Origin of the sequence: Brevibacterium sp. CFH 10365, from assembly GCF_009299785.1 — a bacterium.
GTDB lineage: Bacteria > Actinomycetota > Actinomycetes > Actinomycetales > Brevibacteriaceae > Brevibacterium > Brevibacterium limosum.
This window is the reverse complement of sequence record NZ_VIGO01000003.1, coordinates 104,869-129,545: the sequence shown is the minus strand read 5'-3', so window position 1 is coordinate 129,545 and position 24,677 is coordinate 104,869. Positions and strand designations below refer to the sequence as shown.

General features: G+C 65.4%; 26 protein-coding genes, 1 tRNA gene and 1 pseudogene. 14 read left to right on the top strand and 14 right to left on the bottom strand.

Features of this window, described 5'->3' with window-relative positions:
* The first annotated feature begins 10 nt into the window (after window positions 1-10).
* The 3 genes and pseudogenes from FHG09_RS06790 to FHG09_RS20245 all read left to right on the top strand — a co-directional run bounded on the left by FHG09_RS06790 (window position 11) and on the right by FHG09_RS20245 (window position 876).
* Window positions 11-262: a PspC domain-containing protein gene (locus tag FHG09_RS06790; RefSeq protein ID WP_152346901.1), complete on the top strand. Its 252-nt coding sequence runs from the start codon at window positions 11-13 to the stop codon at window positions 260-262.
* Window positions 263-284: 22 nt separating this feature from the next.
* Window positions 285-563: pseudogene (locus FHG09_RS20250) on the top strand (hypothetical protein); the annotation flags it as partial.
* Window positions 564-690: 127 nt separating this feature from the next.
* Window positions 691-876 (top strand): hypothetical protein, encoded by a 186-nt coding sequence (locus tag FHG09_RS20245; RefSeq protein ID WP_319803254.1) that lies wholly within the window; start codon window positions 691-693, stop codon window positions 874-876.
* A gap of 19 nt (window positions 877-895) precedes the next feature.
* Here FHG09_RS20245 and FHG09_RS06780 read toward each other — a convergent pair whose 3' ends face one another.
* Together FHG09_RS06780 and FHG09_RS06775 are read right to left on the bottom strand one after the other, a co-directional pair.
* On the bottom strand, window positions 896-1,375 hold the full coding sequence (locus FHG09_RS06780) for an RDD family protein (RefSeq protein WP_152346900.1): 480 nt from the start codon (window positions 1,373-1,375) through the stop codon (window positions 896-898).
* Window positions 1,376-1,537: 162 nt separating this feature from the next.
* The gene (locus FHG09_RS06775) at window positions 1,538-2,011 is read right to left on the bottom strand and encodes an FABP family protein (protein ID WP_152346899.1); all 474 of its coding nucleotides are present in this window, start codon (window positions 2,009-2,011) and stop codon (window positions 1,538-1,540) included.
* Between the two features lie 181 nt (window positions 2,012-2,192).
* On the opposite strand from FHG09_RS06775, the gene FHG09_RS06770 reads away from it, so the two are divergent.
* Window positions 2,193-3,128 (top strand): CPBP family intramembrane glutamic endopeptidase, encoded by a 936-nt coding sequence (locus FHG09_RS06770; RefSeq protein WP_152346898.1) that lies wholly within the window; start codon window positions 2,193-2,195, stop codon window positions 3,126-3,128.
* Between the two features lie 167 nt (window positions 3,129-3,295).
* On the opposite strand, the gene FHG09_RS06765 is transcribed toward FHG09_RS06770, so the two are convergent.
* Together FHG09_RS06765 and FHG09_RS06760 are read right to left on the bottom strand one after the other, a co-directional pair.
* A tRNA-Lys gene (locus tag FHG09_RS06765) sits at window positions 3,296-3,368 on the bottom strand.
* Window positions 3,369-3,576: 208 nt separating this feature from the next.
* Entirely contained in the window at window positions 3,577-4,515 is a 939-nt protein-coding gene (locus FHG09_RS06760) for a hypothetical protein (protein ID WP_152346897.1), read from the bottom strand.
* 175 nt (window positions 4,516-4,690) lie between these two features.
* On the opposite strand from FHG09_RS06760, the gene FHG09_RS06755 reads away from it, so the two are divergent.
* The 3 genes from FHG09_RS06755 (at window position 4,691) to FHG09_RS06745 (ending at window position 7,255) form a co-directional block, all read left to right on the top strand.
* Entirely contained in the window at window positions 4,691-5,278 is a 588-nt protein-coding gene (locus FHG09_RS06755; RefSeq protein ID WP_227492598.1) for a hypothetical protein, read from the top strand.
* 339 nt (window positions 5,279-5,617) lie between these two features.
* Entirely contained in the window at window positions 5,618-6,238 is a 621-nt protein-coding gene (locus tag FHG09_RS06750) for a DUF47 domain-containing protein (protein WP_152346896.1), read from the top strand.
* Window positions 6,239-6,241: 3 nt separating this feature from the next.
* A complete protein-coding gene (locus FHG09_RS06745; RefSeq protein ID WP_152346895.1) occupies window positions 6,242-7,255 on the top strand; it encodes an inorganic phosphate transporter in 1,014 nt (337 codons plus the stop codon).
* 82 nt (window positions 7,256-7,337) lie between these two features.
* On the opposite strand, the gene FHG09_RS06740 is transcribed toward FHG09_RS06745, so the two are convergent.
* Window positions 7,338-7,796 carry a DUF4383 domain-containing protein gene (locus tag FHG09_RS06740; RefSeq protein WP_227492597.1) on the bottom strand — a complete coding sequence of 153 codons (459 nt, stop codon included), beginning with the start codon at window positions 7,794-7,796 and terminating at the stop codon, window positions 7,338-7,340.
* Between the two features lie 130 nt (window positions 7,797-7,926).
* Between FHG09_RS06740 and FHG09_RS06735 the strand changes: the two genes are divergently transcribed.
* Complete coding sequence (locus FHG09_RS06735; RefSeq protein WP_152346894.1) at window positions 7,927-8,154, top strand: hypothetical protein; 228 nt, start codon at window positions 7,927-7,929, stop codon at window positions 8,152-8,154.
* 24 nt (window positions 8,155-8,178) lie between these two features.
* Here the strand turns inward: FHG09_RS06735 and FHG09_RS06730 are convergent, their stop codons facing one another.
* Window positions 8,179-8,739: a dihydrofolate reductase family protein gene (locus FHG09_RS06730; RefSeq protein ID WP_152346893.1), complete on the bottom strand. Its 561-nt coding sequence runs from the start codon at window positions 8,737-8,739 to the stop codon at window positions 8,179-8,181.
* 122 nt (window positions 8,740-8,861) lie between these two features.
* On the opposite strand from FHG09_RS06730, the gene FHG09_RS06725 reads away from it, so the two are divergent.
* Window positions 8,862-9,542: a winged helix-turn-helix transcriptional regulator gene (locus FHG09_RS06725; RefSeq protein ID WP_152346892.1), complete on the top strand. Its 681-nt coding sequence runs from the start codon at window positions 8,862-8,864 to the stop codon at window positions 9,540-9,542.
* Between the two features lie 50 nt (window positions 9,543-9,592).
* Here FHG09_RS06725 and pstB read toward each other — a convergent pair whose 3' ends face one another.
* The 4 genes from pstB to pstS form a co-directional block, all read right to left on the bottom strand.
* Entirely contained in the window at window positions 9,593-10,372 is a 780-nt protein-coding gene (gene pstB / locus FHG09_RS06720; RefSeq protein ID WP_152346891.1) for a phosphate ABC transporter ATP-binding protein PstB, read from the bottom strand.
* 55 nt (window positions 10,373-10,427) lie between these two features.
* Window positions 10,428-11,567: a phosphate ABC transporter permease PstA gene (pstA, locus tag FHG09_RS06715; protein WP_152346890.1), complete on the bottom strand. Its 1,140-nt coding sequence runs from the start codon at window positions 11,565-11,567 to the stop codon at window positions 10,428-10,430.
* A 14-nt stretch (window positions 11,568-11,581) separates the two neighbouring features.
* Complete coding sequence (gene pstC, locus FHG09_RS06710; RefSeq protein WP_152346889.1) at window positions 11,582-12,604, bottom strand: phosphate ABC transporter permease subunit PstC; 1,023 nt, start codon at window positions 12,602-12,604, stop codon at window positions 11,582-11,584.
* Between the two features lie 115 nt (window positions 12,605-12,719).
* Entirely contained in the window at window positions 12,720-13,820 is a 1,101-nt protein-coding gene (gene pstS / locus FHG09_RS06705; protein ID WP_152346888.1) for a phosphate ABC transporter substrate-binding protein PstS, read from the bottom strand.
* Between the two features lie 291 nt (window positions 13,821-14,111).
* Between pstS and FHG09_RS06700 the strand changes: the two genes are divergently transcribed.
* Window positions 14,112-14,921 (top strand): methyltransferase domain-containing protein, encoded by an 810-nt coding sequence (locus tag FHG09_RS06700; protein WP_152346887.1) that lies wholly within the window; start codon window positions 14,112-14,114, stop codon window positions 14,919-14,921.
* A 104-nt stretch (window positions 14,922-15,025) separates the two neighbouring features.
* On the opposite strand, the gene FHG09_RS06695 is transcribed toward FHG09_RS06700, so the two are convergent.
* Genes FHG09_RS06695 through FHG09_RS20240 form a run of 4 tightly spaced genes read right to left on the bottom strand, consistent with a single transcriptional unit; the run spans window position 15,026 to window position 20,098 of the window.
* Window positions 15,026-16,000, bottom strand: a complete 975-nt coding sequence (locus FHG09_RS06695) for an NUDIX hydrolase (RefSeq protein WP_152346886.1) — start codon at window positions 15,998-16,000, stop codon at window positions 15,026-15,028.
* Window positions 15,997-18,141: an RNA degradosome polyphosphate kinase gene (locus FHG09_RS06690; protein WP_152346885.1), complete on the bottom strand. Its 2,145-nt coding sequence runs from the start codon at window positions 18,139-18,141 to the stop codon at window positions 15,997-15,999. The genes FHG09_RS06695 and FHG09_RS06690 overlap by 4 nt, the downstream gene beginning before the upstream one ends.
* 11 nt (window positions 18,142-18,152) lie before the next feature.
* Window positions 18,153-19,202, bottom strand: a complete 1,050-nt coding sequence (gene mshD, locus FHG09_RS06685; protein WP_152346884.1) for a mycothiol synthase — start codon at window positions 19,200-19,202, stop codon at window positions 18,153-18,155.
* Window positions 19,199-20,098 (bottom strand): winged helix-turn-helix domain-containing protein, encoded by a 900-nt coding sequence (locus FHG09_RS20240; protein WP_413773143.1) that lies wholly within the window; start codon window positions 20,096-20,098, stop codon window positions 19,199-19,201. The genes mshD and FHG09_RS20240 overlap by 4 nt, the downstream gene beginning before the upstream one ends.
* 114 nt (window positions 20,099-20,212) lie before the next feature.
* Between FHG09_RS20240 and FHG09_RS06675 the strand changes: the two genes are divergently transcribed.
* From FHG09_RS06675 to gabT, 4 genes are all read left to right on the top strand, one after another.
* Window positions 20,213-21,016, top strand: coding sequence for an ammonia permease (locus FHG09_RS06675; protein ID WP_227492596.1), 804 nt, complete (start codon window positions 20,213-20,215; stop codon window positions 21,014-21,016).
* Between the two features lie 230 nt (window positions 21,017-21,246).
* On the top strand, window positions 21,247-21,846 hold the full coding sequence (locus FHG09_RS06670) for an FABP family protein (protein WP_152346882.1): 600 nt from the start codon (window positions 21,247-21,249) through the stop codon (window positions 21,844-21,846).
* Between the two features lies 1 nt (window position 21,847).
* Entirely contained in the window at window positions 21,848-23,059 is a 1,212-nt protein-coding gene (locus FHG09_RS06665) for a YgfZ/GcvT domain-containing protein (RefSeq protein ID WP_152346881.1), read from the top strand.
* 207 nt (window positions 23,060-23,266) lie between these two features.
* On the top strand, window positions 23,267-24,631 hold the full coding sequence (gabT, locus tag FHG09_RS06660) for a 4-aminobutyrate--2-oxoglutarate transaminase (RefSeq protein WP_193627300.1): 1,365 nt from the start codon (window positions 23,267-23,269) through the stop codon (window positions 24,629-24,631).
* Window positions 24,632-24,677: the final 46 nt, after the last annotated feature.

Genomic DNA, 24,677 nt, shown 5'->3' with positions numbered 1-24,677 from the left:
AGTCATAGACATGAACTCACTATTCGACTCCATCCGCAAAATCGGCTTCCGTCGCGGCCCCGACCGCATCCTCGGTGGTATCGCCGGTGGCCTCGCCGAGGTGACCGGCATCAATGTCTGGATCATGCGACTCATCGTCCTCGCCTCGTTCCTGCTCCCCGTGCTCGGAATCGGTGCCTACCTCGTCGCGTGGATCCTCACCCCGTGGCAGGACAATTCGATCCCGCTGCAGCAGGTCTTCGGCGGTCGTTCGCTCGAGTGACAACCGCGGCAGTGATCGCTCGATGCGTCAGAATGAGTGCATGAGCGAACGCGAACCCTCTGCGCCGGTCAATCGCTATCCGGCAGCCGAAGAATGGCAGGCGGTCGCCGGTTACCTCACTGAGATGCTCGTCGGCGAAGACGCAGCCTTGGCCGCAGCACGCAGGTCCGGTACGGCGACGACTATGCCGAATGTCGAAGTCGCGGCCAACCAAGGGGCGTTGCTCGGGCTCCTGGCCAAGATCGCCGGTGCGAAACGCGTCCTCGAGTTCGGCACTCTGGCAGGCTATTCGACCATCTGGCTCGCGCGATCAGTGGGAGCGAGGGGACACGTCGTTACGCTCGAACTCGAACCGCAGCAGTCGCCCAGCAGAACTTCCTCGCCGCGGGCGTCGCAGAGCGCATCGAGACGATCGTCGGCCCGGCGCAGTGATCGTCATCGACAATGTCGTCCGAAATGGGGCAGTCGTCGACGGCGGCAGCACCGATCCGCGGGTCTACGGTGTGCGAAGCGTCTCCGACGCCATCGCGGCGAATCCCGACCTGGACGCCACAGCTCTCCAGACCGTCGGCGAGAAGGGATGGGACGGACTCATCATCGCGCGTCGGCGGTGATCGGCGTCGAGATCCGGATCTACCCGACCTGCGGCGGCCTCCGGTAGTACACATCGATCGGATCCAGGTCCATCGTCGGCGCGTCGAAGAACATCCAGACGGACAGCACGATGGTGATCGGGAAGAACGCCACCGCCACATAACGCGTCATTCCCCTCCAGAACCCGACGCGCCTGCCGCTGTGCTTGAGAGTGACGACTCCGCACAGCGCCTGGCCAGGGGAGAACGTGCAACCGTAGAAGGCGCCGAACACCAGTGCCATCAGCGGGTAGCTGATGAGGGCGACTTTGGTGGCATTGTCGATCGAGATGATGTTCACCGCGGTGAGGGCCAGCGCAATGCCGATGACGACACCGGTGAAGAAGAGGACGAAGACCGCGTCGAGGATCCTCGCCCACCAGCGTCGAACCGATGGCGCCGGCTTCAGCGGGCCGCGGTTGCGCCAAGGGCCAGGGCCGTGGATGGCAAGCCCAGCTGGGGTGCGGTGATTCGAACTCATGGGGCTGGTCTTCCTTGCCGTGGCAGCGGTTGAGCTGGAGGGAGTGTCAGGAGAAGTCTATCCGTCTGGCAGGATTTCCTCCCGAATCAATCCGGCAGGGAATCACCCGGGCCGATTCCGAGCCGAGTTCGTCAGCGGCCGCATTCGGCAGACTCAGAGGTATCAGCTGACTCTGCACATCTCCGACGCCAGATGATGAGTCATCGGGACCCCGACGGCGGCCATCGCGAAACTCGTCGTGAGGACGTCACCAGCCAGTTCGATCGTGCGGCGGGTCTCGTCGACTTGTTTGGCCGACGCTGAGCTCATCACTCGAGAGTGCAACTCGCAGCTGAAGCCATCGGCCGCAGGAATCAATGTCCCCTCCGCTAGCTCGGTCTGTCCGGTCGGCTGAGAGAGGACGAATTCCAGTGCCGAACCGTCAGTGACTCGCAGATACCCGGTCTCCGTGTGCATCGGGGTCCCCTCGGGTGACCACGTCTTCTGCACATAGAGGAGGAACGGCTTCCCTACCTCGGTGAAGGTGACCTCCTCTGTGTACTCGAACGAGTCGATCGTCGGGTACTCCCCACGGCCGTCACCTCGCCAGGTGCCGATCAGTCCCGATGCGGGACTCAAAGCGGGATGCGGGGTCATGACAGTTCCTCCAGAAGTGACCGACCGCCGTCGGCCTCGATGCAGATCATTCGATAATCCTGTCTGCAATGTATCAGTACTGGTCACTGCATCTTCGACGCACTGAGGTTCTGAGTTCCGAAAGCTGTCGCATGAGGCGATAGTCTGACCGCGGTCAGACTCTACGACAAGGAGAGGTGCTTTGAACGCAGATACTCAATCGAATCGGCTGAAGACCGTTCCGTGGCGCGCTGTCGGAATATTCGTTCTCGTGTCGTTCGGCCTGGCATGGCTGATCATTTTGCCGTTGTGGCTCAACGAAACCGATTCGTCTGCGTTCGGCGAGCTGTCCGGGATTCTGCCCTCGGTCATGATGTATTCGCCGCTGGTGGCGGTCGTGGCGGTGTACTGGGTGCGAGCACCGCGCGGTCAGCGTCTGAGATTCCTTGGGATCTGGCCCCTGCGACCCGCAAAGCGGGTCGTATGGTTCATCGTCACTGCGGCGATCGTGCCATTGATCCTCGTCGTTGCCAGCCTCGGAGTATCTGTGTTGTTCGGCTGGATAAAGCTCGACTTGACTGAATTCTCGGGCATGCAGTCGCAACTGGATACCCCTCTTGATGGCGAGGTTGTGCGTGCGGTCGTACTGATGCAACTCGCGATGATTCCGTTGGCAGCGGTCTTGAACTCAGTCGCCACCTTCGGTGAAGAGATCGGCTGGAGAGGATGGCTGCTTCCAACACTTCGTCCGCTGGGCATGTGGCCGGCGCTGCTGCTCAGCGGGGCGATTTGGGGACTGTGGCACGCTCCGGTGACATTGCTCGGGCACAACTTCAATGAACCGAACGTCTCGGGAGTTGTGCTTATGACGGTCGGCAGCATCGGATGGGGAATCGTGTTCGGCTGGTTGAGGCTGCGCAGCGGTTCTCTGTGGCCGGCAGTCGTCGGACATGGCGCGCTCAACGCAGCGGGCGGCCTCGTCCTCATCGTCGGTGATGCGGATACTCCGCTGGAGCTTGCTCTGGTCAACCCGCTAGGTGTGTCCGGATGGTTCGTGCTTGCTGTCATGATCGCGGTCCTCGTCCTCACCGGGCAGTTCAATAAAGAACCGCAGCTTGCGGTGAAACCGGCGGAGTAAGTTGTCAGGGCAGTCAATTTCCGGCCGGCACATATTCTGAGTATTCCCCCCATTGGTCCGTGGTCGAAGGGAAAGCTGAATCGCCTGTGCAGAATCTGTTCAAAATGATGCAACCCCAAAGCGGTGAGCTTCGGGGGTTGCGATGTCTCATGCCTGGTCAAACTGGGTGGGCCCCGTGGGGATCGAACCCACGACCCGCGGATTAAAAGTCCGCTGCTCTACCAACTGAGCTAGAGGCCCCGCCCCACCACACGCGCACGAAAGGCCAGATAATGCATGGTGGAGACGAGTTAATAGTAGAGGCAGGCGCCCAGATTACTCAAACCAGGCCCCGCCGTCGCTATGAGTCCGCCGGCCGCCGAAATCCGGCCACCGAATCCCGACTACCGAAGTCCGTCAGCCGAAACCCGGGCTTGCCGACCGCCACCCCCGGCCAACACCGGCGGCCCTACTCCTCCAGTCCGCGCCGATCCTCACCCGTGTAGGTGCGAGGCAGCCCGTCCGGTGCTTCGAGCTCCTCGGGATCCGTCGGCTCGATGACGGTGGATTCGATGGCCTTGTTCTTCTTGACCTTCCCGAGCAGAGCCGAAACGTACTTCAGGCTCGACAGCAGCTTCCGGTCCTTCTTCGGAGCAACGTATTCGGGATCGGTCTCGATGGGGAAGATCGTCGGCGAGGCACCGAAGGCCTCCTTCGACTCCGCGGCGACCTTGCGCGCCATCTGCCCGTTCACCACGGCACCGATGACCGCACCGACGCCGAAGGGCAGCAAGCGTCCGACCAGAGAACCGCCGGCGCGAGTCGCGAACTTGCGGATGAAGGTCTTGCGCAGCTTGCGCACGAGCAGATCGACCAGGGGAGCAGGCAGCTGCTTGGTCACGGTCGCACCCCAGCTGCCTAACATCGACTCCACGCCGCCGTTCTGCTTGCTGAACTTCTGGATGAGGTTCTTCCCGTCCTTGCCCAGCATCAGGCCGAGCACCAACGCGTTCGCCCGCTTGGCATCGGCCACCGGGAGGCCGTGGATCTCTGCGATCGCCTGTGCAAACAATGCAGTGCCTTCAAGGAAGCCTGCGGTCTCGACGCTGGCGACACCCAAGGCGGCCGTCGTGCCCAGACCCGGAACGGCCGCGGTCGCACCGACAGCGGCGCCGCCCGAGGTCGTCAGGGTCAGGTAGTGCCGGCGAATGATCGTGATGAGCTCTTCGGGGGTGGCGTCCGGATGCCTGCGGCGCAGACTGCGCACGTATGCCAGCGCGACGGGCCGCTGCACGGACAGCAGACGCGACAACATCGACTGGGCGCGGGGATTGAGGGTGCCGTCGTCATTGACTGCCAACTTCGCAGCCTTGTCGAGGCCCTTCTTCGCCACTGATGATTTTGCCACGAGAGTTCCTCCTCGTTTCGGTCACTCGCGACTGCGGGTCGCAGACGCGAATCAGACCTAAGTTTAATAGCGGCCGTTGTGAGTCAGGGGAGCGGAACCTGACTGCGCGGCGAAAGCCCGAATGTGCTCCACGTCCTAGTCCTCGCACCCTCGCAAGGACTAAACTGCCCTGACCATGTCACAGCGCGCATTCCACCGTCCCGTCCCCTTGGCCGACCTCGACTCCGTCGGGGCCGTCGATGACCCCGTCGCCCGTTCGGAGACCTCGCACGCCACCGCGGCACTGCTGCTCGGCGATTCCGAAGGCAACCGCGACGAGGCAGCCACCAGGCGCTTCGTCGAACTCGCCGATGACATCGGATTCGAGATCATAGCCGAGATGTGGTCCGCCGCCCCCGCGGTCTCCGCACCTGGCGCACTGTGGCGCCTCTACGCGCTGCGCCAATGGATCAGATCCGCACCCCGCGAACTCTCCGAGATGTTCTCCGCCGGCCAGCGCCGCATCACCGAGGGCATCGGCTACGACGAGATCCTCGCCGGCGTCGAACTGCCCGCCGGGCCCGATGAAGTGGCCCACGCCATCGACGAGATCCTCGTCGGCGCCTTCCGTGGCGACGTCGTCATCGCCCTGCTGCGCGCCGCCGCCTTCGTCGGCATCTGCGCGGCAGGCACCGACGACCACGGCACCGGTGCCCGCCTGCGCCAACTCTCCCAAGATCTGTCCGACGCCGCCGTCGCCCATCGCCGAGGTGGCCTCGACTGATCGTCGGATCACCGACCTTGCCCACACCGAGGCGGCCGCGACCGATCGCGTGGGCCCGATCCCCGTCGGGACCGGATATTCCCACCCGACCCGTCATCGACTGTGAGATTCTCAACGACCGTCAGGCCGCCTCGGCGGTGGATTCATGAGCGTGAACGAGTATCGTAGGAGGTGGCCTTCGGGCCACCGGACGCTGGATCGCTGAAGCCCCGGGCTCCAAATTCAGCCGCTTCGAGCGGCCTTTCGCCGAGAGGCGCTCTCGGTCCAGCGTCCGGCACATACCACCTAGGCAACATGCATATTCGTCCGGCTCGTCCGGGCCCCGGGCAGGAGGAGCGCATGCGGCTCAAGCGGGTACCGCAGGACACTGTCTTCTACGAGCGATTGTCCGATCTCGTCTCTCAGATGCGGCAGTGCAACTTGGTGCTCGCCGAACTCTCCGGAATCGAAATCAGCGAACGACGCGACGTCGCTGACCGCCTCCGCGAGATCGGGGACAAAGCCGATGAGGATATGGGCGCGATGCTGCGTGCACTGCGCGAGAACTACATCACCCCCTTCGACCGCTACGACCTCTACCTGCTCAGCCACCACATGCGCGAGATCTGCCACCGGCTCCACGGAGTCGGATACGTTCTCGCCTCCGGAGCCTTCGACCCGCTGCCCTCCGGCGTCCCCGAAACCCTGGCCGTTCTGTCGAACCAGACCGACCACACCTCGCGGATGATCACCCGGCTGCCGGGCAAACTCGACCAGTGGGACTACGTCGACGCGATCAACCGGCTGACCTATCAGGTCGAAAGTCTGCAGTGGCGCATGTCGGACGCGGTGCCGAACTCCAAACGCGGGCTCACCTACATGGCGGCCGTGTCCCAACTCGGTCAGGCCTTCGTCCGAGCTGCCCACGGGTTCACCGAACTCGGCAAGGTCGTCGCCGCCATCGCGATCAAGGAGTCGTAGTTCGTGGAGCTGCTCTTGGCGGCCGTCATCGTCGCCGCGGTGATCTTCGCCGGCTCGAACGGTTTCCATGACGCCGCCCTGACCGTCGGCAACGCGGTCGTCGGACGGGCGATGCGCCCCGGCTGGGCGCTCAGCCTGGCCGTCATCTTCAACTTCATCGGGGCGCTGCTCGGTGAGGGGATCGCCATCGTCGTTGCCAACCAGATCGTGCTCTTCTCCGGTTCGGCCGACCTCATCCTCACCAGCCTGATCATCGCCTTCGTGGCGGCGACGACCTGGAGCCTGTTCACCTATTACTTGGCGCTGCCGGTGTCCTCGACCCACTGTCTCATCGGCGGTCTGCTCGGCGCGGGAATCGTCTTCGGCTTCTCCGTCAACACCGGTGAGGCGATGGACTCCGTGGTGTGGCCGCTGGTGCTCTCACCCATCCTCGGATTCATACTGGCCTGGGTGCTGACGCTCGTCATGTCGAAGGCACTCGCCTCCACCCCGCCGAAGCCGCTGTTCCGCGGCGCACGCATGGTCGACTCCGTGCTCACGGCGGCCCTGTCGCTCGTCCACGGAGTCCAGGACGCACAGAAGGTCGCGGCGCTGGTCATGGTCGGCATCCTCGCCGTCGAGGCGACCCCGCAGGACGGTCTGTCCATCGTCGAGATCTCCTGGCCGGTGCGCCTCCTCATCGCCGCGGCGCTGGCTCTGGGCACCGGACTGAGCGGATGGCGAGTGGTGCAGACGCTGTCGGTGCGCATGGTCCGACTCGATCCCCTCAAATCCTCCGTCGCCGACGGTGCGGCCACGATCCTCATGTACACCGCAGCTTTGATCATGCGAGTTCCCGTGTCACTGACCTTCGTGCTCGGCTCATCGATCCTCGGCACCCAGTACGCCGGGCGCAGAGGCCACGCCAGAGCCCGGTACTTTCTGCCGATGTTCGGTGTCTGGCTGCTGACGATCCCGGCCGCAGCACTGCTTGCGGTGGTGCTCGGATGGGTCGTCAAGGCCGCCGTCGGGCTCTGACCTCCCGTGCGCTGCTGCGAAACGGGGCCCGGTCCCGGAGCTCGGAGGAGTCCGGGCCGAGCCTGACGAGATCGCTGACGAATCAGCTGCGCGCTTTCCGTCCGAAGACGAAGCCGGTGGTGATCATGGCCGCGGCGAGGACGAAGTGCAGCCAATTGTCCGCGGTGTTGAGCCCGACGAAGTTGCCCATCGACTCCATCGGAATCACCATGCCGTAGATCCACAGCACCGCATAGATGATGCCGCCGACGATGAGATAGTTCTTCGCCAGTGCGCGCGAGCGGAGTCCGAGCATTCCGACGATTCCGAAGAGCAGGTGGACGATGTTGTGGAGCACCGTGACCTGGAAGAGACCGAGCAGCGCCGCATCCGTGTGATGCCCGGCGAAGCTGATCGAGCCGAGATTCGCGGTGATCCCCGGGACGAATCCGAGGATGCCCACGAGCAGGAAAACAGCGCCGAAGAGCCCGGCGACCATCTGCAACTGCGAACGCGCACTGCGTGAGGCGGCGGGCGACTGCGACGACATCGAGATATTCATGACGATCCTTTCCCAAAGGTGACTGGTATCGATGATTCGGAGCAGAAGTCGATCCGGATGGCTGCTGCGCGCAGATTCTCGGCAGCGTCCTCATGCCAGTCGATGGCTCGGTCCTCTGGGCGGGAAACGGGTGCCGATCACTCTGGAGACGGTTCCTGCCACGGTCGTGTCACTGACGATCGTCACCCGCGGAGTTCGACTGGTGCGCAGAGTCTTCGCAGTCACACCCGAGGTCTTCGCCGACAGCTGGTGGGTGACGATCGGGCCGACCCTGCTCTTCCCTGTCTGGGCCGTGGGCCTCGGCTGGGCGACCTTTGCCTACCGGGAGCGCGGGCTGCCTGATGAGGCGGAGAAGTGACACACGAACAGGGAGCTCTCACGGTCAGTCGGCGAAAGGTCCGTACGTGGCCAGCAGATTGCCTCTGCTGGTGCGCTGCACGTCCTTGAGTGCCAACCGAGTCGTCGTTCCTCCTTCGAAGAGAGATCGTCCGCTGCCGGCGAGGGCCGGATGGATGGCCAGAGTCAGCTCGTCGACGAGGCTGGCTTCGACGAGCTGGCGGACCACCGACATCGACCCTTCGACGGCGATCTTGCCGCCGTCGGTGCCTTTGAGATCACGGACGAAATCGACGAGGTCTCCTTGGATGAGCGTGGAGTTCTCCCATCGGAGATCCCCCTGCGACAGAGTCGTCGAGGCCACGTGCTTGGGCGTCGAGTTGATGAAGTCGGCGAACGGGGCGTCCTCGCCTTCGGTGTGGTTCGGCCAGTAGTTCTCCCACTCCTGGTAGGTGACACGGCCGAGAAGGCAGTCGTCGACTCCTCCGATGGCCGTGGTCATCCATTCGCCCACCTCGTGATCGAATGAGTTGAACTGGAACTTGAACGGGTCGGATGCGATGCCGTCGAGCGACTGGAACAGTGCGGCGATGACGGTGCGGCTCATGATGATCTCCTCGTTGAGTGTCGTGCTTGAGTCTCGTGCGTGCCGAGCTTGGAGCAGCCCATATCAGTATAAAAAATGAACTGCAGTTTCAATAGTGAACTATCGCTGTTAGGCTGTCAATCATGAAGTCGTACGGACAGTACTGCGGTTTGGCCAGGGCGGCCGAGGTTCTGGGCGAGCGATGGTCCCTGATCATCCTCCGCGATCTTCTCGTGGGCGCGAAGCGCTTCAATGAACTGCGTCAGGGCATCCCCGGCATTCCATCGAATCTGCTGACCACTCGATTGCGCGAACTCGAAGCTGCCGAGATCGTCGAGCGCAGCATCGATGGGCGCAGCGTCGTCTATCGACTCAGCGAGTACGGTGCGGATCTCGGCCCGGTCCTCATCGAACTCGGCCGCTGGGGGGCACGCCGCCTGGCCGCTCCTCGCGAGGATGAAGCGCCCACCGACAGCTCGCTGGCAGCGGCTCTGCTGACGTCCCGCACCGAGGCGAGAGTGCGGCCATTCACCGTGGAGGTGACCGCGGGGCCGGCAGTGGCCCATGCAGTCGTGCACAAGTCGGGCGTGGACGTGGCCGAAGGCGCTGATCCGAGCGCACGGCTCTTCATCGGTGGCCCGGGCCTGCGGGGTCTGCTTGCCGATGGCGAAGCGGAGTCGGCCGTGGCAGCTGGAACGGTGACGGTCGCCGGTGACGAAGCCCTGCTGCCCGAGTTCGTCCGTGCCTTCCGAGCACCACTCGACGACCCGGCCAGGTCGACGCAAAGTGGTCGTTCTGGTCACGCCCCACTGAGCAGAGCGTGACCAGAACGACCACTTAGCGACGCGAAGCGCCACAGCGACGCAGCCTCAGATCATCCGAAGCGGCCGGAGATGTAGTTTTCGGTCTCTTCCTTGTCCGGGTTCGAGAAGATCGTCGAGGTCTCGTTGAACTCGATGAGCTTGCCGGGCTTGCCGGTGCCGGCGATGTTGAAGAACGCGGTCTTGTCGGACACACGAGCGGCCTGCTGCATATTGTGTGTGACGATGACGACCGTGTACTTGTCCTTGAGGTCGTTGATGAGGTCCTCGATCGCCAGGGTCGAGATCGGATCGAGAGCCGAGCACGGTTCGTCCATGAGCAGGACCTGCGGCTCGACGGCGATGGCACGAGCGATGCACAGGCGCTGCTGCTGACCGCCGGAGAGCCCCGAACCGGGCAGGTTGAGACGGTCCTTGACCTCGTTCCAGAGGTTCGCGCCGCGCAGGGCACGCTCGGTGAGATCGTCGGCTTCGGACTTCGACAGGCGTCTGTTGTTCAGGCGCACACCGGCGAGCACGTTCTCCTTGATGCTCATCGTCGGGAACGGATTCGCGCGCTGGAAGACCATGCCGACCTCGCGGCGGACGTTGACCGGGTCGACGCCGGTGCCGTAGATGTCGTTGCCGTCCATGAGCACCTCACCGGAGACGCTGGCACCGGGGATGACCTCGTGCATGCGGTTGAGGGTGCGCAGCACGGTGGACTTGCCGCAGCCGGAGGGGCCGATGAAGGCGGTGACGGAGCGGGGCTTGATCTGCATCTGCACTCCGTCGACGGCGCGGAAGTCGCCGTAGAAGATGTCGAGATCCTTGATGTCGATCTGCTTGGACATTGTGTTTCCTATCCGTGGAAATGGGTGAGTCTGAGAGTCTGTGGGCAGTCGCCGGTCAGCGTCCGGCCTTCGGTGCGAGCACCTTCGCGATGATGCGGGCGAGCAGGTTGAGCACCATGACCAGGGCGACGAGCACGAGGGCCGCGGCCCAGGCGCGTTCCGAGCTGGCCAGGGCGGCGGCTCCCGGCGAGACCGGGCGCAGCTGCGAGTCGTAGATGAACGTCGGCAGCGTCGACATCCAGCCGGAGAAGAGGTTCCAGTTGAGTGTCTTGGCGAATCCGGCGGTGACCATGATGGGTGCGGTCTCACCGATGACGCGGGCGATGGCGATGGTGACGCCGGAGAGGATTCCCGACACCGAGGTGGGCAGAACGATCTTCACGATCGTCTTCCACTTCGGCACGCCCAGAGCATAGGAGGCCTCACGCAGATCCATCGGCACCAGGCGGAGGATCTCCTCCGTGTTGCGCACGACGATCGGAATCATCAGCACCGACAGCGCCACGGCCGCGGTGAAGCCGGTCTTCGCAATTCCCGCAGACGAGGGCATGAGCACATTCGCGATGGTGGAGAACAGAGCGAAGGCGAAGAGGCCGGCGACGATCGAGGGGATTCCGGTCATCACGTCGACGAGGAAGGTGATCGCCTTGCCCAGGCGGTTCTTGTTCGAGTACTCGACGAGGTAGATGGCGGTGAGGACGCCGACCGGGATCGAGATGATGCAGGCGGCCGCGGTGATGAGCACGGTGCCGACGATGGCGTGGTAGAAGCCGCCGGCCAGCGTCGCCTCACCGGCGACGTACTGCTGGTCGAGGACGCCCTTCATCCCGAGCATGGTGCGGGTGAGCAGGTCGCCGCTGATGGCGGCCCCGCCCTTGGACGCGGTCAGCCACAACAGCGATATGAGGGGAACGCATGCGAGGACGAACGTCGAGGTCACGACGGTCGTCGCGATCCGGTCGACGGCCTTGCGGCGGCCTTCGTAGGCCGCAGAGACCGCGAAGATCGCGAACGCGTTGATGAGTCCGGCGAGGACGGCCACGACGGGGATGTTGAATCCGCCGAACGCGATGAAGCTGATGAGGATCGCAACGAGGACCGAGGCGACGGCGACGATCCACGGGGTGGCTTTCGGCAGCTGCTTCGAGGTCAGCTTCCGCGGTTTCGATGCAGCTGCCTCGGTGGTGGTGTTCATGGTGGTCATCGTTCTCAACTTCCCTTCACCGAGGTGCGGGCGACAATGGCGCGGGCTCCCATGTTCACCAGCAGGGTGATGACGAAGAGCACGAGGCCGACCGTGATGAGCTCGGACAGGCGCAGACCCGCGGCCTCGGGGAAGTTCTGCGCGATCTCGGATGCGATGGTCTGATTGCCGCTGACGACGAGCGAGGCGGTGAGGACGCCGGGCGAGAGGATCATGGCCACAGCCATGGTCTCACCGAGGGCGCGGCCGAGTCCGAGCATGGTGGCCGAGACGATTCCGGACTTGCCGAAGGGCAGCACAGCCATGCGGATCATCTCCCAGCGGGTGGCGCCGAGGGCCAGGGCAGCCTCTTCCTGCAGGCGCGGGGTCTGGAGGAAGATCTCCCGGGTCAGAGAGGTGATGATCGGCAGAATCATGATCGAGAGCACGAGTGAGGCGGTGAGCAGCGTGCGTCCCGTCTGCGACACGGATCCGTCTTCGGCCGGAGCGAAGATCGGAATCCAACCGAACCACTTCGACAGCCAGAGGTAGAAGCCGGTGAGGTTGCCGGCCAGCGCGATGCCCCACAGGCCGTAGACGACCGAGGGGATGGCCGCGAGGAGATCGATGACGTAGCCGAGCACCGGGGCGAGCCTGCGCGGGGCCATATGCGTGGTGAACAGTGCGATGCCCAGTGAGAAGGGGGTGGCGACGATCAGCGCGAGGGCCGCAGAGATGAGCGTGCCGATGACCAGCGGCCAGACATAGGAGAGGAAGCCCTTGCCGCCGGTGATCTGGGAGGGGTCGCTGATCTGCGCGGCGATGGTGTCCTTCGACTGTGCGAGAAGGAACAGGGCGACCCCGGCGAGGATCACCAGGATCAAGATGCCGGCGATGAGCGTGGCCGCGGAGAAGACGCGGTCGCCGGGCCGGACGACGGCCTTCTGCTGCCGAGGCGCGGGACTGCTGCTCTGCGGCTTCTGCCCGGACTCGGGCGTGGAGCCCGGCCCTGTGGGGCCCGGCTCAGTTGTCTGTGTGCTGGTCGGCACAAGTGCTCCTCATGTGACTTGTGGTGGAACTGGGGTGGTGCCACAGGCGCGGAAAAGCGGCGCAGGGCTTCTGCGCCGCTCCCGACTGGCTATGTCTCCAGGTCAGAGGCCGAAATCAGCCTGCGACCTTGATCGAGTCGATGACTTCTTCGATCTGCGTGCGCAGGTCGTCCGACAGCGGGGCGGACCCGGCGGAATCGGCGGCGGACTGCTGTCCCTCCTCCGAGACCACGAACTTCTCCCACGCCTTGACCATGTCCACGGTCTCCTGGTCCTTGTAGGACGAGCAGACGAGGTGGTACGACACGAGCACGATCGGGTAGGCACCCGACTCGGAGGTGTCGCGAGCCAGGTCGAAGGCGAGGTCGCCTTCGCTGCGGCCTTCGACCTTCTCCGAGGCGTCGACGACCTTCGAGGCCGCCTCGGGGGAGAGCTCGACGAACTCCTCGCCGACCTTGACCTTCGCGGTGGACAGCTCGCCGACCGCCGAAGCATCCGCGTAGCCGATGGCTCCGTCGGTGTCCGAGACGGTCTGGATGACACCGTCGGTGCCCTGCGCAGCCTCGCCGCCGTACTCCTTCGGGAAGTTGCCGTCGACCTCGGCGTCCCAGTCCTTCTCGGCGGTGGCCTTGAGGTACTCGGCGAAGTTCTCCGTCGTGCCCGAATCGTCGGCACGGTGAACGGCGGTGATCTTGAGGTCCGGCAGGTCGGCGTCCGGGTTGTCGGCCTTGATGGCCTCGTCGTTCCAGTTCGTGATGTCGCCCTTGAAGATCTTCGCGATCGTGGCGGGGGAGAGGTTGAGCTCGTCAACGCCCTCGACGTTGAAGGTCACGGCGATGGGGGAGATGTAGACGGGGAACTCGTAGGCTCCGTCGGCGCCGCAGGCTTCCTCTCCGGCCTTGACCTCGTCGTCGTCGAGGTGGGCATCGGATCCGGCGAACTGCGCGTTGCCGGCGAGGAACTGTTCACGGCCGGCGCCCGATCCGTCAGGGGAGTAGTTGACGGTCACGCCGGAGTTCTGCGAGGTGAAGTCCGCTGTCCAGGCATCCATGGCGGCCTTCTGCGAAGAGGCGCCGATGCCGGTCAGGGTGCCCTGCAGGTCGCTGTTGCCGCCGGAGGCCTCTTCGCCGGTGGCGGAGGTTCCGCCGCAGGCCGAGAGGGTGATGGCGCCGACCGCGAGGATCGCGGCGGAGGGGGCGAGATGCTTCATCTTCACGAAGATGCCTTTCATGTTGTGGACACAGCTCGAGAGTTCTCGATTGCTCGTCATCAACGCTAAGGATCACGCGTGAAGTGCAAGGAGTTGGAACGTGAATGGGAAGTGAACGAGCGGCGAAGGGTTGGAACCGCTTTGAGTGCTTGATCACAGACGGCCCCGGTTTCGTGAAAGGATCGTTGTCGGGACCGGCATTCCCTCGCCGAGGCGGCCCGCCCGGTACGCGTGCACGCTCGCTGAGGTTCGTCGATTCCTTGCCCCCGACCGACCCCGATCTCTACGGTCGCTTCCATGACCGAACAGAACCGCTATGTCCTCGGAGAATCCGCGGGCGAACATTCACGGCTGCGCGACCAATCGGTCGTGTTCGACCCACTGACCAGACAGCTGCACAGCGAAGCGGGAATCGCTGCGGGCATGAGCGTCCTCGACATCGGCACCGGCGCCGGAGACGTCGCTGTCATCGCCGCCGATCTCGTCGGCCCGGACGGACACGTGCTCGCCGTCGACCGTGACCGCACCGCCCTCGACGGGGCCCGGAGCCGACTGGGGCATCGGCCGGAGATCGAGTTCGCCGAGGCGGATCTCGGCTCCCTCGACCTCGACCGACAGTTCGACGCGATCGTCGGCAGGGCAGTGCTCATGCACCTGCGCAGCCCCGTCGAGGTGCTCGAGCGTCTCGCACGGCATCTGCACCCCGGAGGTCTGCTGGTCATGCACGAACTCGACCTCTCTCACGACTGGGCGAGTGCGGACACGCCGCTGCTGGAGCGCGTGAGGGAACTGGTGCTGCAGGCCTTCGACTCTCTCGGGATCCACAGCAGGATGGGACGCGACCTCTTCGCGGGCTTCCGCGCAGCCGGGCTGCCCGACCCGCACCTGACCGTGAGCGCCCCGGTGGGAGGCGGGGCGGAGGCACCGAGCTTCGGCTGGGTCAACGCCCTGGCCGCACTGCTGCCCTACCTCGAAGGGCAGGGGATCGTGAACGGCGACGAGCTCGGAATCGACTCACTCACGCAGCGGCTCACCGACGAGTTGGACGCCGAAGACGCCACGCTCCTCGGACCGGTCATGTACGGCGCCTACTGCACCGTCGCCTGAACCCGGCCCTCGCCAAGGCGGACCACCGTCGGCTGAACCCGGCCCTCGCCGAGGCGGACCACCATCACGGGCCGATCGGTTCGTTCGCGATGTGAGCCTCCCGGCTAGCTGTCGATGGGGCGGACGCGTTCGATCTCGACGATGCGCGGCACCGGTCCGGGCCGCACATAGGCGATGAGGACCTCACCGGGCTTGAGGTACGGGTCGTCCTTCGGCAGCTGCGCCACCACCCGTTTCGGGGCATGAGCGGCGTAGACGGCGAAGATGGTCGGCAGCACCGGCCGGTGCGTGCAGTAGATGACGGGTCTGCCTTTCGCCAGCAGCTTCTCGATGTAGCGGGCGGTCTTGTCCGGGTTCGCCGCGGTCGCCTTCTCGCTGAGCGTCGACACCTTCTTGATCGGCTTGCCCGTCGCCGCAGACAGCGGCGTCAGCGTCGCCATGCACCGCTTCCACGGACTCGAGACGAGCTTCGGCACACCCCAGGCTCCCAGCAGCCCGGTCAGTGCCATGGCCTGCCGGGTGCCGAGCTTGAGCAGCGGCCGCACATGCTCGGTCTCGTACCACTTCGAGCGCGGGAACGCCTTCCCGTGGCGGACGAGGATGAGCGGCCACGCCCGCAGCGCATCCGTCTCCGCGAACTTCTCCAGCGCATCGAGCTGCTCCCGATCGGCGAACGAGGTCAGCTTCGACCGGGCTCTGTCGACCGGGAACCATTCGGCAGTGTCGACCTCCCGTCTGTTCATCGGGGCGAAGGCGGACTCATCCTTGACCTCGGCCGACCAGTAGAAGACCTTCTTCAGCGTGTTCTTGCCGACCGTGTATTCGGCAGACGGCAGGGGGATGCCGAGGTGGATGTCGAACCCCGTCTCCTCCTTGACCTCGCGGACCGCGGTCTCCGGAAGAGTCTCGCCCGGGTCGACCTTGCCTTTGGGCCACGACCAGTCGTTGTACTTCGGGCGGTGGATGAGCACCACCTCGAGTCCCTCCGGCCCGCGCCTCCAGCACACGGCCCCGGCGGCGAGGACGTCGGCCGTCACGCGCGATGACGCCTGGGCCGAGGAGACCTCGGAGCGACTCACGCCTCATCCCCGATCCGCCGACGCTTCCGGTGCCGACGGATGAGCTCCGTCTGATAGTCGGCGAGGAGGCCGCCCTCGTCATCGTGGGTCCGTCGGGTCCACTTGCCGTCACCGGCGAGATCGAACGCCGAGGTGGTGGGGGCGAAGGCGAGATCGAAGAGTTCGATGATCTCTGCCCGGTGGCCGTCGTCGACGATCTGCACGAGTGTCTCGACCCGACGGTCGAGGTTGCGGTGCATCATATCGGCCGAACCGATGTAGACGATCGGGTCGCCGTTGTTGCCGAAGACGAATGCGCGGGAGTGTTCGAGGAAGCGTCCGAGCACGGAGCGGACGGTGATGTTCTCGCTCAGCCCTTCGATTCCGGGGCGCAGGGCACAGATCCCGCGGACGAACACCTCGACGGCGACTCCGGCCTGAGACGCCCGGTAGAGGGCATCGATGATGGCCTCGTCGACGATCGAGTTGACCTTGATCCGCACCTGGCCCTGACCGCCGGCCTTCGCGATCGCGATCTCGGAGTCGATGAGGTCGGTGAGCCCGGAGCGGACAGTGCTCGGAGCGACGAGGAATCGTGAGTATTCGGACCGGGGCGCGTAGCCGGAGAGCTGGTTGAACAGCTTCGTCAGATCATCGGCGACGGCCCGGTCGCGTGTCAGCAGCCCGAAGTCCTCATAGCCGCGGGCTGTCTTCGGATGGTAGTTGCCGGTGCCGACGTGGCAGTACCGGACCAGCCCCTCGGCCTCCTGACGGACGACGAGGGAGAGCTTCGCATGCGTCTTGAGTCCGACGATTCCGTAGACGACGTGGACGCCGGCGCGCTCCAGCTTGCGGGCCCACGTGATGTTGGCCTCCTCGTCGAACCGGGCCTTGATCTCGACGACGGCGAGCACCTGGATGCCGGCCTGTGCGGCATCGACGAGGGCGTCGATGATCGGCGAGTCGCCGGAGGTGCGGTAGAGCGTCTGCTTGATCGCCAGCACGTTCTTGTCCGACGCGGCCTGCTCGAGGAAGGCCTGCACACTCGTGGAGAACGAATCATAGGGGTGATGCAGCAGGATGTCCCGGCCGGCCACCGCGTCGAAGACATCGACCTGGTCGCTGGACTCCCGCAGCGACAGGTCCTTGTTCATGTGCGGGACCATCTTCGGGTAGTGCAGATCATCGCGCGGCACATCGGCGATATCGGACATGCCCGACAGGTCCAGCGGGCTGGGCAGATGGTAGATCTCGGAGTCGTGGATGCCCAGTTCGTCCTTGAGCATCTCGAGCACGCGGGGGTGGATGTTCTCCGTGATCTCCATGCGCACGGCCGGACCGAACCGGCGTCGCAGGAGCTCCTTCTCCAGAGCCTTGAGCAGGTTCTCCGCATCGTCCTCTTCGACCTCGAGGTCCTCGTTGCGGGTGACGCGGAAAGTCGAATGGTGGACGATCTCCATGCCTTCGAACAGCGTGCCCAGGTGTTCGGCGATGATGTCCTCGAGGGCGACGAAGCGGGCCGGGACGTCGCGTCCGGCGGGTCGGTCGGTCGCCTCGGCGACGTTGAAGAACCGGGGCAGACGCGGGGGAACCTTGACGCGGGCGAAGAACTCCTTGCCCGAATCCGGCGACCGCAGGAGCACGCCGAGGTTGAGCGAGAGGCCCGAGATGTAGGGGAACGGGTGCGCCGGATCGACGGCCAGCGGGGTGAGGACGGGATAGACGTGGCCGAAGAAGAATTCGTCGACGCGATGCTGCTCATCCTCGGTGAGATCCTCGACCTGGACCTTCGTGATCGATTCCGAGTCGAGGCGGGGGCCGATATCTTCCTTGAGCAGCGCGGCGTGCCGGCTCATCAGCTCGAATGCGCGCACCCCGATATCGTGCATGACCTGCGCGGGCATGCGGCCGGTGACGCTGGGCACGGCCAGGCCGGTGTTGATGCGGCGTTTGAGGCCGGCGACGCGAACCATGAAGAACTCATCGAGGTTGGTCGCGAAGATCGAGAGGAACCGGACGCGTTCGAGCAGCGGGATCTCCGGATCCGAGGCGAGGTCGAGGACGCGTTCGTTGAAGGCGAGCCAGCTGAGTTCGCGATCGAGGAAGCGATCGGCCGGGTCGGGCAGACCCAGTTCTTTCCCGGACGCTGCGATGTCGTACAACGCTCTACTCCTTACTCGTTCGACGCCGTGCTCGCAGAATCAGTGCCGGGGGCCTCGGCGGAGGCCGGTGCATAGGCCACGTGCGCGACCGCGACGTGGAATCCCAGTCGCTCGTACAAGCCTAGCGCCGGGGCGTTGTCCGATTCGACGTAGAGTTCGATCGTCTCGGCTCCGGCGGCCACCATCCGCCGCATCCCCTCGATCGTCAGCGCCTTGCCCACGCCCTTGGCGTGGATGCGCGGATCGACGCCGACGACATAGACCTCGCCGAGGCGGCCCTCGGCATCCGTGTCCGTGATCTTCGTCTGGTGGAACCCGATGATCTCACCATCCCGGACGGCGATGATGAAGGTGTCCGGGTCGAAGTCCGCGGCGGTGACGACGGCGTCGATGTCGGCGCGGGTCTGGCCGCCCTGTTCGGGATGCCAGTCGAAAGCGGCGTTGTTCACGGCCAGCCAGCCGTCCTCGTCGCCGGGCGCGAAGGAGCGGATCTCGACTCCCTCGGGGCTCTGGGCCGCGGGGAGACCGTCGAGGCTCAGTCCGGTGTCGGTGCGCATCTGGTAGAGCACGCGGTCACGGCCGAGCCCGTGCTTCTGTGCGAGGTGCGCAGCGGCCGGATGGTCCCCGTGGGACCAGCACCAGGCCTCGGGCTCTTCGTCCAGGATCGTCGTCAGCAGCTGCTCGCCGAGCCCTCGGCCGCGTTGGTCGGGGGCGATGAGGAATTCGGCGGCGTGACGATCACCCTGCAGAGCACGGATCCCGAACCCGATGAGTTCGCCGGACGAGGCTCCGACATTCGAGGGGGCTCCGGCGTCGGAGGTGCCGTCTGCGGCGGCGTCGGCGGAGGAGCCCTCTGCGGCGACGTCCGAGCAGATGCGCCACACGCTCGCGGCGGTCTGCGCCTCGTGGGCGGTGTCCTCACCGGTGGCGATGGCCATGAGCCCACCGGAGATCTCGGGGGCGCCGTCGGCTGCCGCCACGTCATCGAGGAACGTCAGCTCATCCTCGGTGAGGGTGTCGATCGGGGTGGAGGTGATTGCTCCGCTGGCCTGGATTCTCATGCCGTCACGTCCTCTGAGTCTGTGTCTGTGACGCTGTCGGCGCTGAAACGGTAGCCGACGTTGCGTACGGTGTGGATGGCGTTCTCAAGGTCTTTGCCGAGTTTCGCACGGAGGCGGCGAACATGCACGTCAACCGTGCGGGTGCCGCCGAAGTAGTCGTCGCCCCACACGGTGAGCAGGATCTCGTCGCGGGTGAAGACCCGTTCGGGGTGCATGGCGAAGAACTTCAGCAGGGCGAATTCTCGGTAGGTCAGGTCGAGGCTGCGTCCGCCGAGCTCGGCGGTGAACGCGGTCTCGTCGATGCGCAGGGCTCCGGTGACGACGATCATCGGCTCGCCGTCGGCATTCCACGGGCCGCCCTCGCCGAGGTGGCTCGACGGTCCGAGCCCGCTTCCGCGGGCCGTGCCGATAGGCCCGCGCCCGGTGCGGACCGGCCCCCATCCGCCGGCACCGCTCGCCGCGCCGAGGCGGCCGGTGCCTGCGTGCGCCGCGCCGGGGAATCCGCCGCCGGAGGAGGCGGACGAGGATGCGGCGTGACGGTCACGGGCCACGCGCAGCCGTGCTTCCACCTCGGCGGGGCCGGCCGTGGTGAGGATGAGATCGGCCACGTTCCATCTCGCCGAGGCCGTCGCCAGTCCGCCCTCGCCGAGGACGACGATGACGGGTGCGGTGATCCGCGCCTCGGTGAGGAGTTCGGCGATGCGCGGGGCCAGGGACAGGTCGAGGCAGGCATCGGCGATGACGACATCGATCTCGGCGGACTCGGACGCGTGGTCGGGCAGCTCGTCGGGATCGCAGCGGTCGATCCGGTGGCCGAGGTACTGCAGGGATTCGGGAGCGATGGGAGCCTCGAGTCTGGCTGCGGGGCAGATGTGCAGAATCCGCATGTGCTGCATCCACCTCCTCGGCGCCCGTCGTCTGAGCCAGATTATAGCGAGAGTCGGCCGGAGACAGGGACGTCACCGACGCGGGGTTACCGCGGGTGTCGCCGGATGAGGCACGATAGTGCTGTGATCAGATGGATTCGAGTAGCCGTCGCCCTGGTGCTGGTGTTGGCCCTCAGCGCCTCCGTGTACTGGGGCTATACGCTGTTCCTGTTCGCGACCGGGCTCATCGTCCTAGGCGTCGCCTATGGGTGGCCGCGCCTGACGGACTCCCCGCAGCCGCGGGCGACCTCGATCATGCTCGCCCTCTTCGGAGTCGGCGGACTCTACGCCGCCTGGCAGGACTCAACGGCTCCCTACCTCGACTGGCTGCCCGTCCTGGCGGGCCTGGGTCTGCTGTGGACGTTCGTGCAGAACCTCACCCGCGGAATCGGTGCCTCCTATGCGGTGGCGAACGTGTCCGCGCAGGTCTCGGGTCTCGTCATCGTTCTGTCCGCGAGCACCTGGGTCGCGGCGATCACGGTTCCCGGGGACAAGGAGGCCATCGTCATCGGTCTGGCCTCGCTCATCGTGGCGCAGTGCATGACCGCGCTGCCGTGGCCGGCGATCTACACCTCGCCGTTGGCCATCGCCATGTCCACAGCCGTGGCGGGGATCCTGTCGGTGCTCGTGTTCTCCGCGGCGATCTCACTGACCGCCGCGCTCGTCCTCGGTGTCGTCATGGGTCTGCTCGTGGCCGCGGTCGACCGGATGCTCGGGCTCGTCGCCTATGCGAAGTTCCAGGCGGCCAACCTCGAGGCCTCACAGAACATCGAGGTGAAGAAGAACGTCGAGAAGGCCCGCAGCTTCGCCGTTCAGCTCGCCCTCGGTGCCGCTCCGATCGCCCTCGGCGGGGTCGTCGTCTACGCTCTTGAGCGCGTCGCCTCCTGAGCTGCATCGCGAGGGCCGCTTCCGAGGGCCGTTCCCTGAGTTCGCGGCCAGGGTCGCGTCCGTGGGCTGAATGCACATCGCTGTGCCGGGAACTGTAGACTGGGAGCATGGAAAATCTCGTTGCTCTCGAAATCGTCTTCTCCAGCCTCGTCGGCCTCGCCGCTCTCGGTGCCCTGGGCGTCGGGATCAAGGTCGTCACAGCGCTGTTCAAAGACAACCGCTGATCTCCCATGATCGAACTTGATGCCTCGGTTCATCCGGAGCTCGTCCCCCTGTCCTGGCTGATCGGGTCATGGGAGGGCGTCGGCGTCGTCGGCTATGCGGACACTCCTGAGAAGCAGTTCGGACAGCGCATCGACTTCGTCGCCCATGAGGGCACACCGTTCCTCCAGTACAACGCGCATGCGTGGCTGCTCGACGAATCCGGTGAACTCGAATCGACCCTGACTCTGGAGACCGGCATCTGGCAGCTCGTGCGCCAGCACGACGCCGGAGACGTCGGCCCGGGCATGATGGTGCCCACCGAACCGCAGAGCTTCACCTCGGCCGCCGCGGTCGAGACCCTGCGCACGAACGACGACGCCTTCGAGATCGAAGCCGAGATCGTTCACCCCCACGGAGTCATGGAACTCTACGCCGGCACCGTCAGGGGCCCGCGCATCGATTTGGCCACCGACGTGGTGGCTCGGACGAAGACAGCGAAGGAGTACACCGCCTCGACGCGGATGTACGGCCTGGTCGGCGGCGAACTCATGTGGGCCTGGGATATGGCAGCCATGGGCCACGAACTCGCCTCCCACTCCTCTGCCAGATTGAAGAAGCTGTCCTGAGATGACTGATCCCGTGTCGCCGAATTCTGATGTCTCCGATTCGCCGTCGCCGGAGAACACCGACGCCCCCACCGCGGCGGCTCGGCGCTCGTCCCTTGCTCGCGGATTGAGCTCCACCGCGGTGCTCGGGGCCGGCGAACTCGCCGAGACTCCCATCCACTACGGGGCCTCCCTGCGTGAGCAGCGCGTGCTCGAGGAGAAGGACGGTCTCGTCGACCTCGCCCATCTCCGCGTGCTGCGTCTGAGCGGACCTGACCGCCTCACCTGGCTGAACTCGATCACCACGCAGAAGATCGACACTCTGGCCCCCGGTGTGTCCACCGAAACCCTCGTGCTCGACCCGAACGGTCGCATCGAGGGCTGGCTCAGGCTCGTCGACGACGGTGAGGCGCTGTGGGCGATCAGCGATCTCAGCACGGATGGGACCCTGGACTTCCTGCGCAAGATGGTCTTCATGATGCGCGTCGAGATCGAGGATCTCAGCGACGACTATCAGTGCTTCGGCGCCGTCACCTCTCTGCCGGAGGCGCTGCCTGTCGCCCGGACCTGGTCCGATCCGTGGCCGCACATCGGAAGCGGTTCGGCCTCCTATGCGCAGATCGACATCGGCCGGGAAGTCGCCGGCACCGACCATCCCGGCCTCGAGACTCCGTTCGTCATCGGCATCGTCAAACGCTCGGACCTGCAGGGGCTGTCTGCGAAGAACTTCGACATGGCCGGCTTCGACGCCTGGGAGGCCCTGCGGATCGCCGCCTGGCGACCGGGTCGGAACGAGATCGACCACAAGGCACTCGTCGGGGAACTCGACCTGCTGCGCACGGCCGTGCACCTGGCCAAGGGCTGCTACCGCGGTCAGGAAGCGGTGGCACGCGTTCACAATCTCGGTCAGCCGCCTCGTCGATTGACCTTCGTCCATCTCGACGGGTCGGGGCATATCGCCCCGGATCCCGGCACCGAGGTGCTCGCCGAAGTCCGCGGGTCCGAACGCCCAGTGGGCACCCTGACCTCGGTGACCGTGCACTGGGAGCTCGGACCGATCGGTCTGGCCGTGGTCAAACGGAACCTGTCCCCCGAGGCGCAGCTGAGCTTCGAAATCGGCGACGGGGAACGCGTCGTCGGCGCTCAGGAGACGATCGTCGTGCCCATGCGCGAACACGAGCGCGTGCTTCCGGAACGGAACAGGGACGTCGACGCCCGCAGCCAGAACCGCTGATCCGGGCGGTCGTCGAGCCGGGCCGGGCGCTGATTCCGCTGCCGGTCCCCGCAGTCCGAAGAGAGGATTCGGCTGCCGGTGCACGGCAACGGATTCCGTACTCTCTCTGCGCCGAATCCGTGGGTTTGTCTCTCCGCGGAAGGCGATTCTGCTCAGCCCTCGGACGGTAAGTGACAAAAAGCGTCGAATACCCCTATTCTTCCCCTTATGACAGCTTTGGAAATTGGCGGCGAAGCTCTGCCGCAGGAACGTAAGATCGTCACCGAGATTCCGGGACCGAAGTCGCGTGAGATCGAGGAACGTCGCAAGTCAGCCGTGGCGACCGGTGTCGGTTCGAGCCTGCCCGCCTATGTGGTGGCGGCCGGCGGCGGCATCCTCAAGGACGCCGACGGCAACCAGCTCATCGACCTCGGATCGGGCATCGCCGTGACCACCGCCGGCAACTCGAACCCCCGCGTGGTCGAGGCCGCGAAGGCCCAGCTCGAGGCCTTCACCCACACCTGCTTCATGGTCAACCCCTACGAGAGCTACGTCGAGGTCGCCGAAGCCCTCAACCGCCTCACCCCCGGTGACCACGAGAAGCGCACCGTGCTGCTCAACTCCGGTGCCGAGGCCGTCGAGAACGCCGTGAAGATCGCACGCGCCCACACCGGCCGCGACGCTGTCGTCGTCTTCGACCACGCCTACCACGGTCGGACGAACCTGACCATGGCGATGACCGCGAAGGCCGCCCCCTACAAGGCCGGTTTCGGTCCCTTCGCCGGTGAGGTCTACCGCGCACCCATGTCCTACCCGTACCGCGACAACGATGCGGCCGCCACGAAGATCAGCGGTGAGGACGCAGCCAAGCGCGTCATCACGATGATCGAGAAGCAGATCGGCTCCGAATACGTCGCCGCGATCGTCATCGAGCCCATCCAGGGTGAGGGCGGCTTCATCGTCCCGGCCGAGGGCTTCCTGCCCACGCTCGTCGACTACGCCCGGGAAAAGGGCATCGTCTTCGTCGCCGACGAAGTGCAGGCCGGATTTGCCCGCACCGGCAAGATGTTCGCCTCCGAGTGGGAGGGCATCGTGCCCGACCTCATCACCACGGCCAAAGGCATCGCCGGCGGTCTGCCGCTGTCGGCCGTGACCGGTCGCGCGGACATCATGGATTCGGTCGGACCGGGCCGCCTCGGCGGAACCTACGGAGGCAACCCCGCCGCCTGTGCCGCATCACTCGGCGCCATCGCCGCCTATGAGGAGGACGGACTGCCCGAGCGTGCACTTGCCATCGGTGAGATCATCGTCGACCGTCTCACGAAGCTGCAGTCGAAGTACCCCGAGGTCGGCGACATCCGCGGCCGCGGCGCCATGATCGCCGCCGAGTTCGTCGAGCACGATTCGATCGAGCCGAACGCGGACCTGGTGAAGAAGATCGCGGACCACTGCGCGAAGAACGGTGTCCTCGTGCTCACCACGGGAACCTTCAGCAACATCCTGCGCTTCCTGCCGCCGCTGACGATCTCCGACGAGCTCCTGAACGACGCCTTCGACGTCATCGAGGCCGCCCTCGCCGAACTCCTGGCCTAACCCCACCCCAATTACTACCTGACGGCGGCCCAGCAACCTCGCGCGA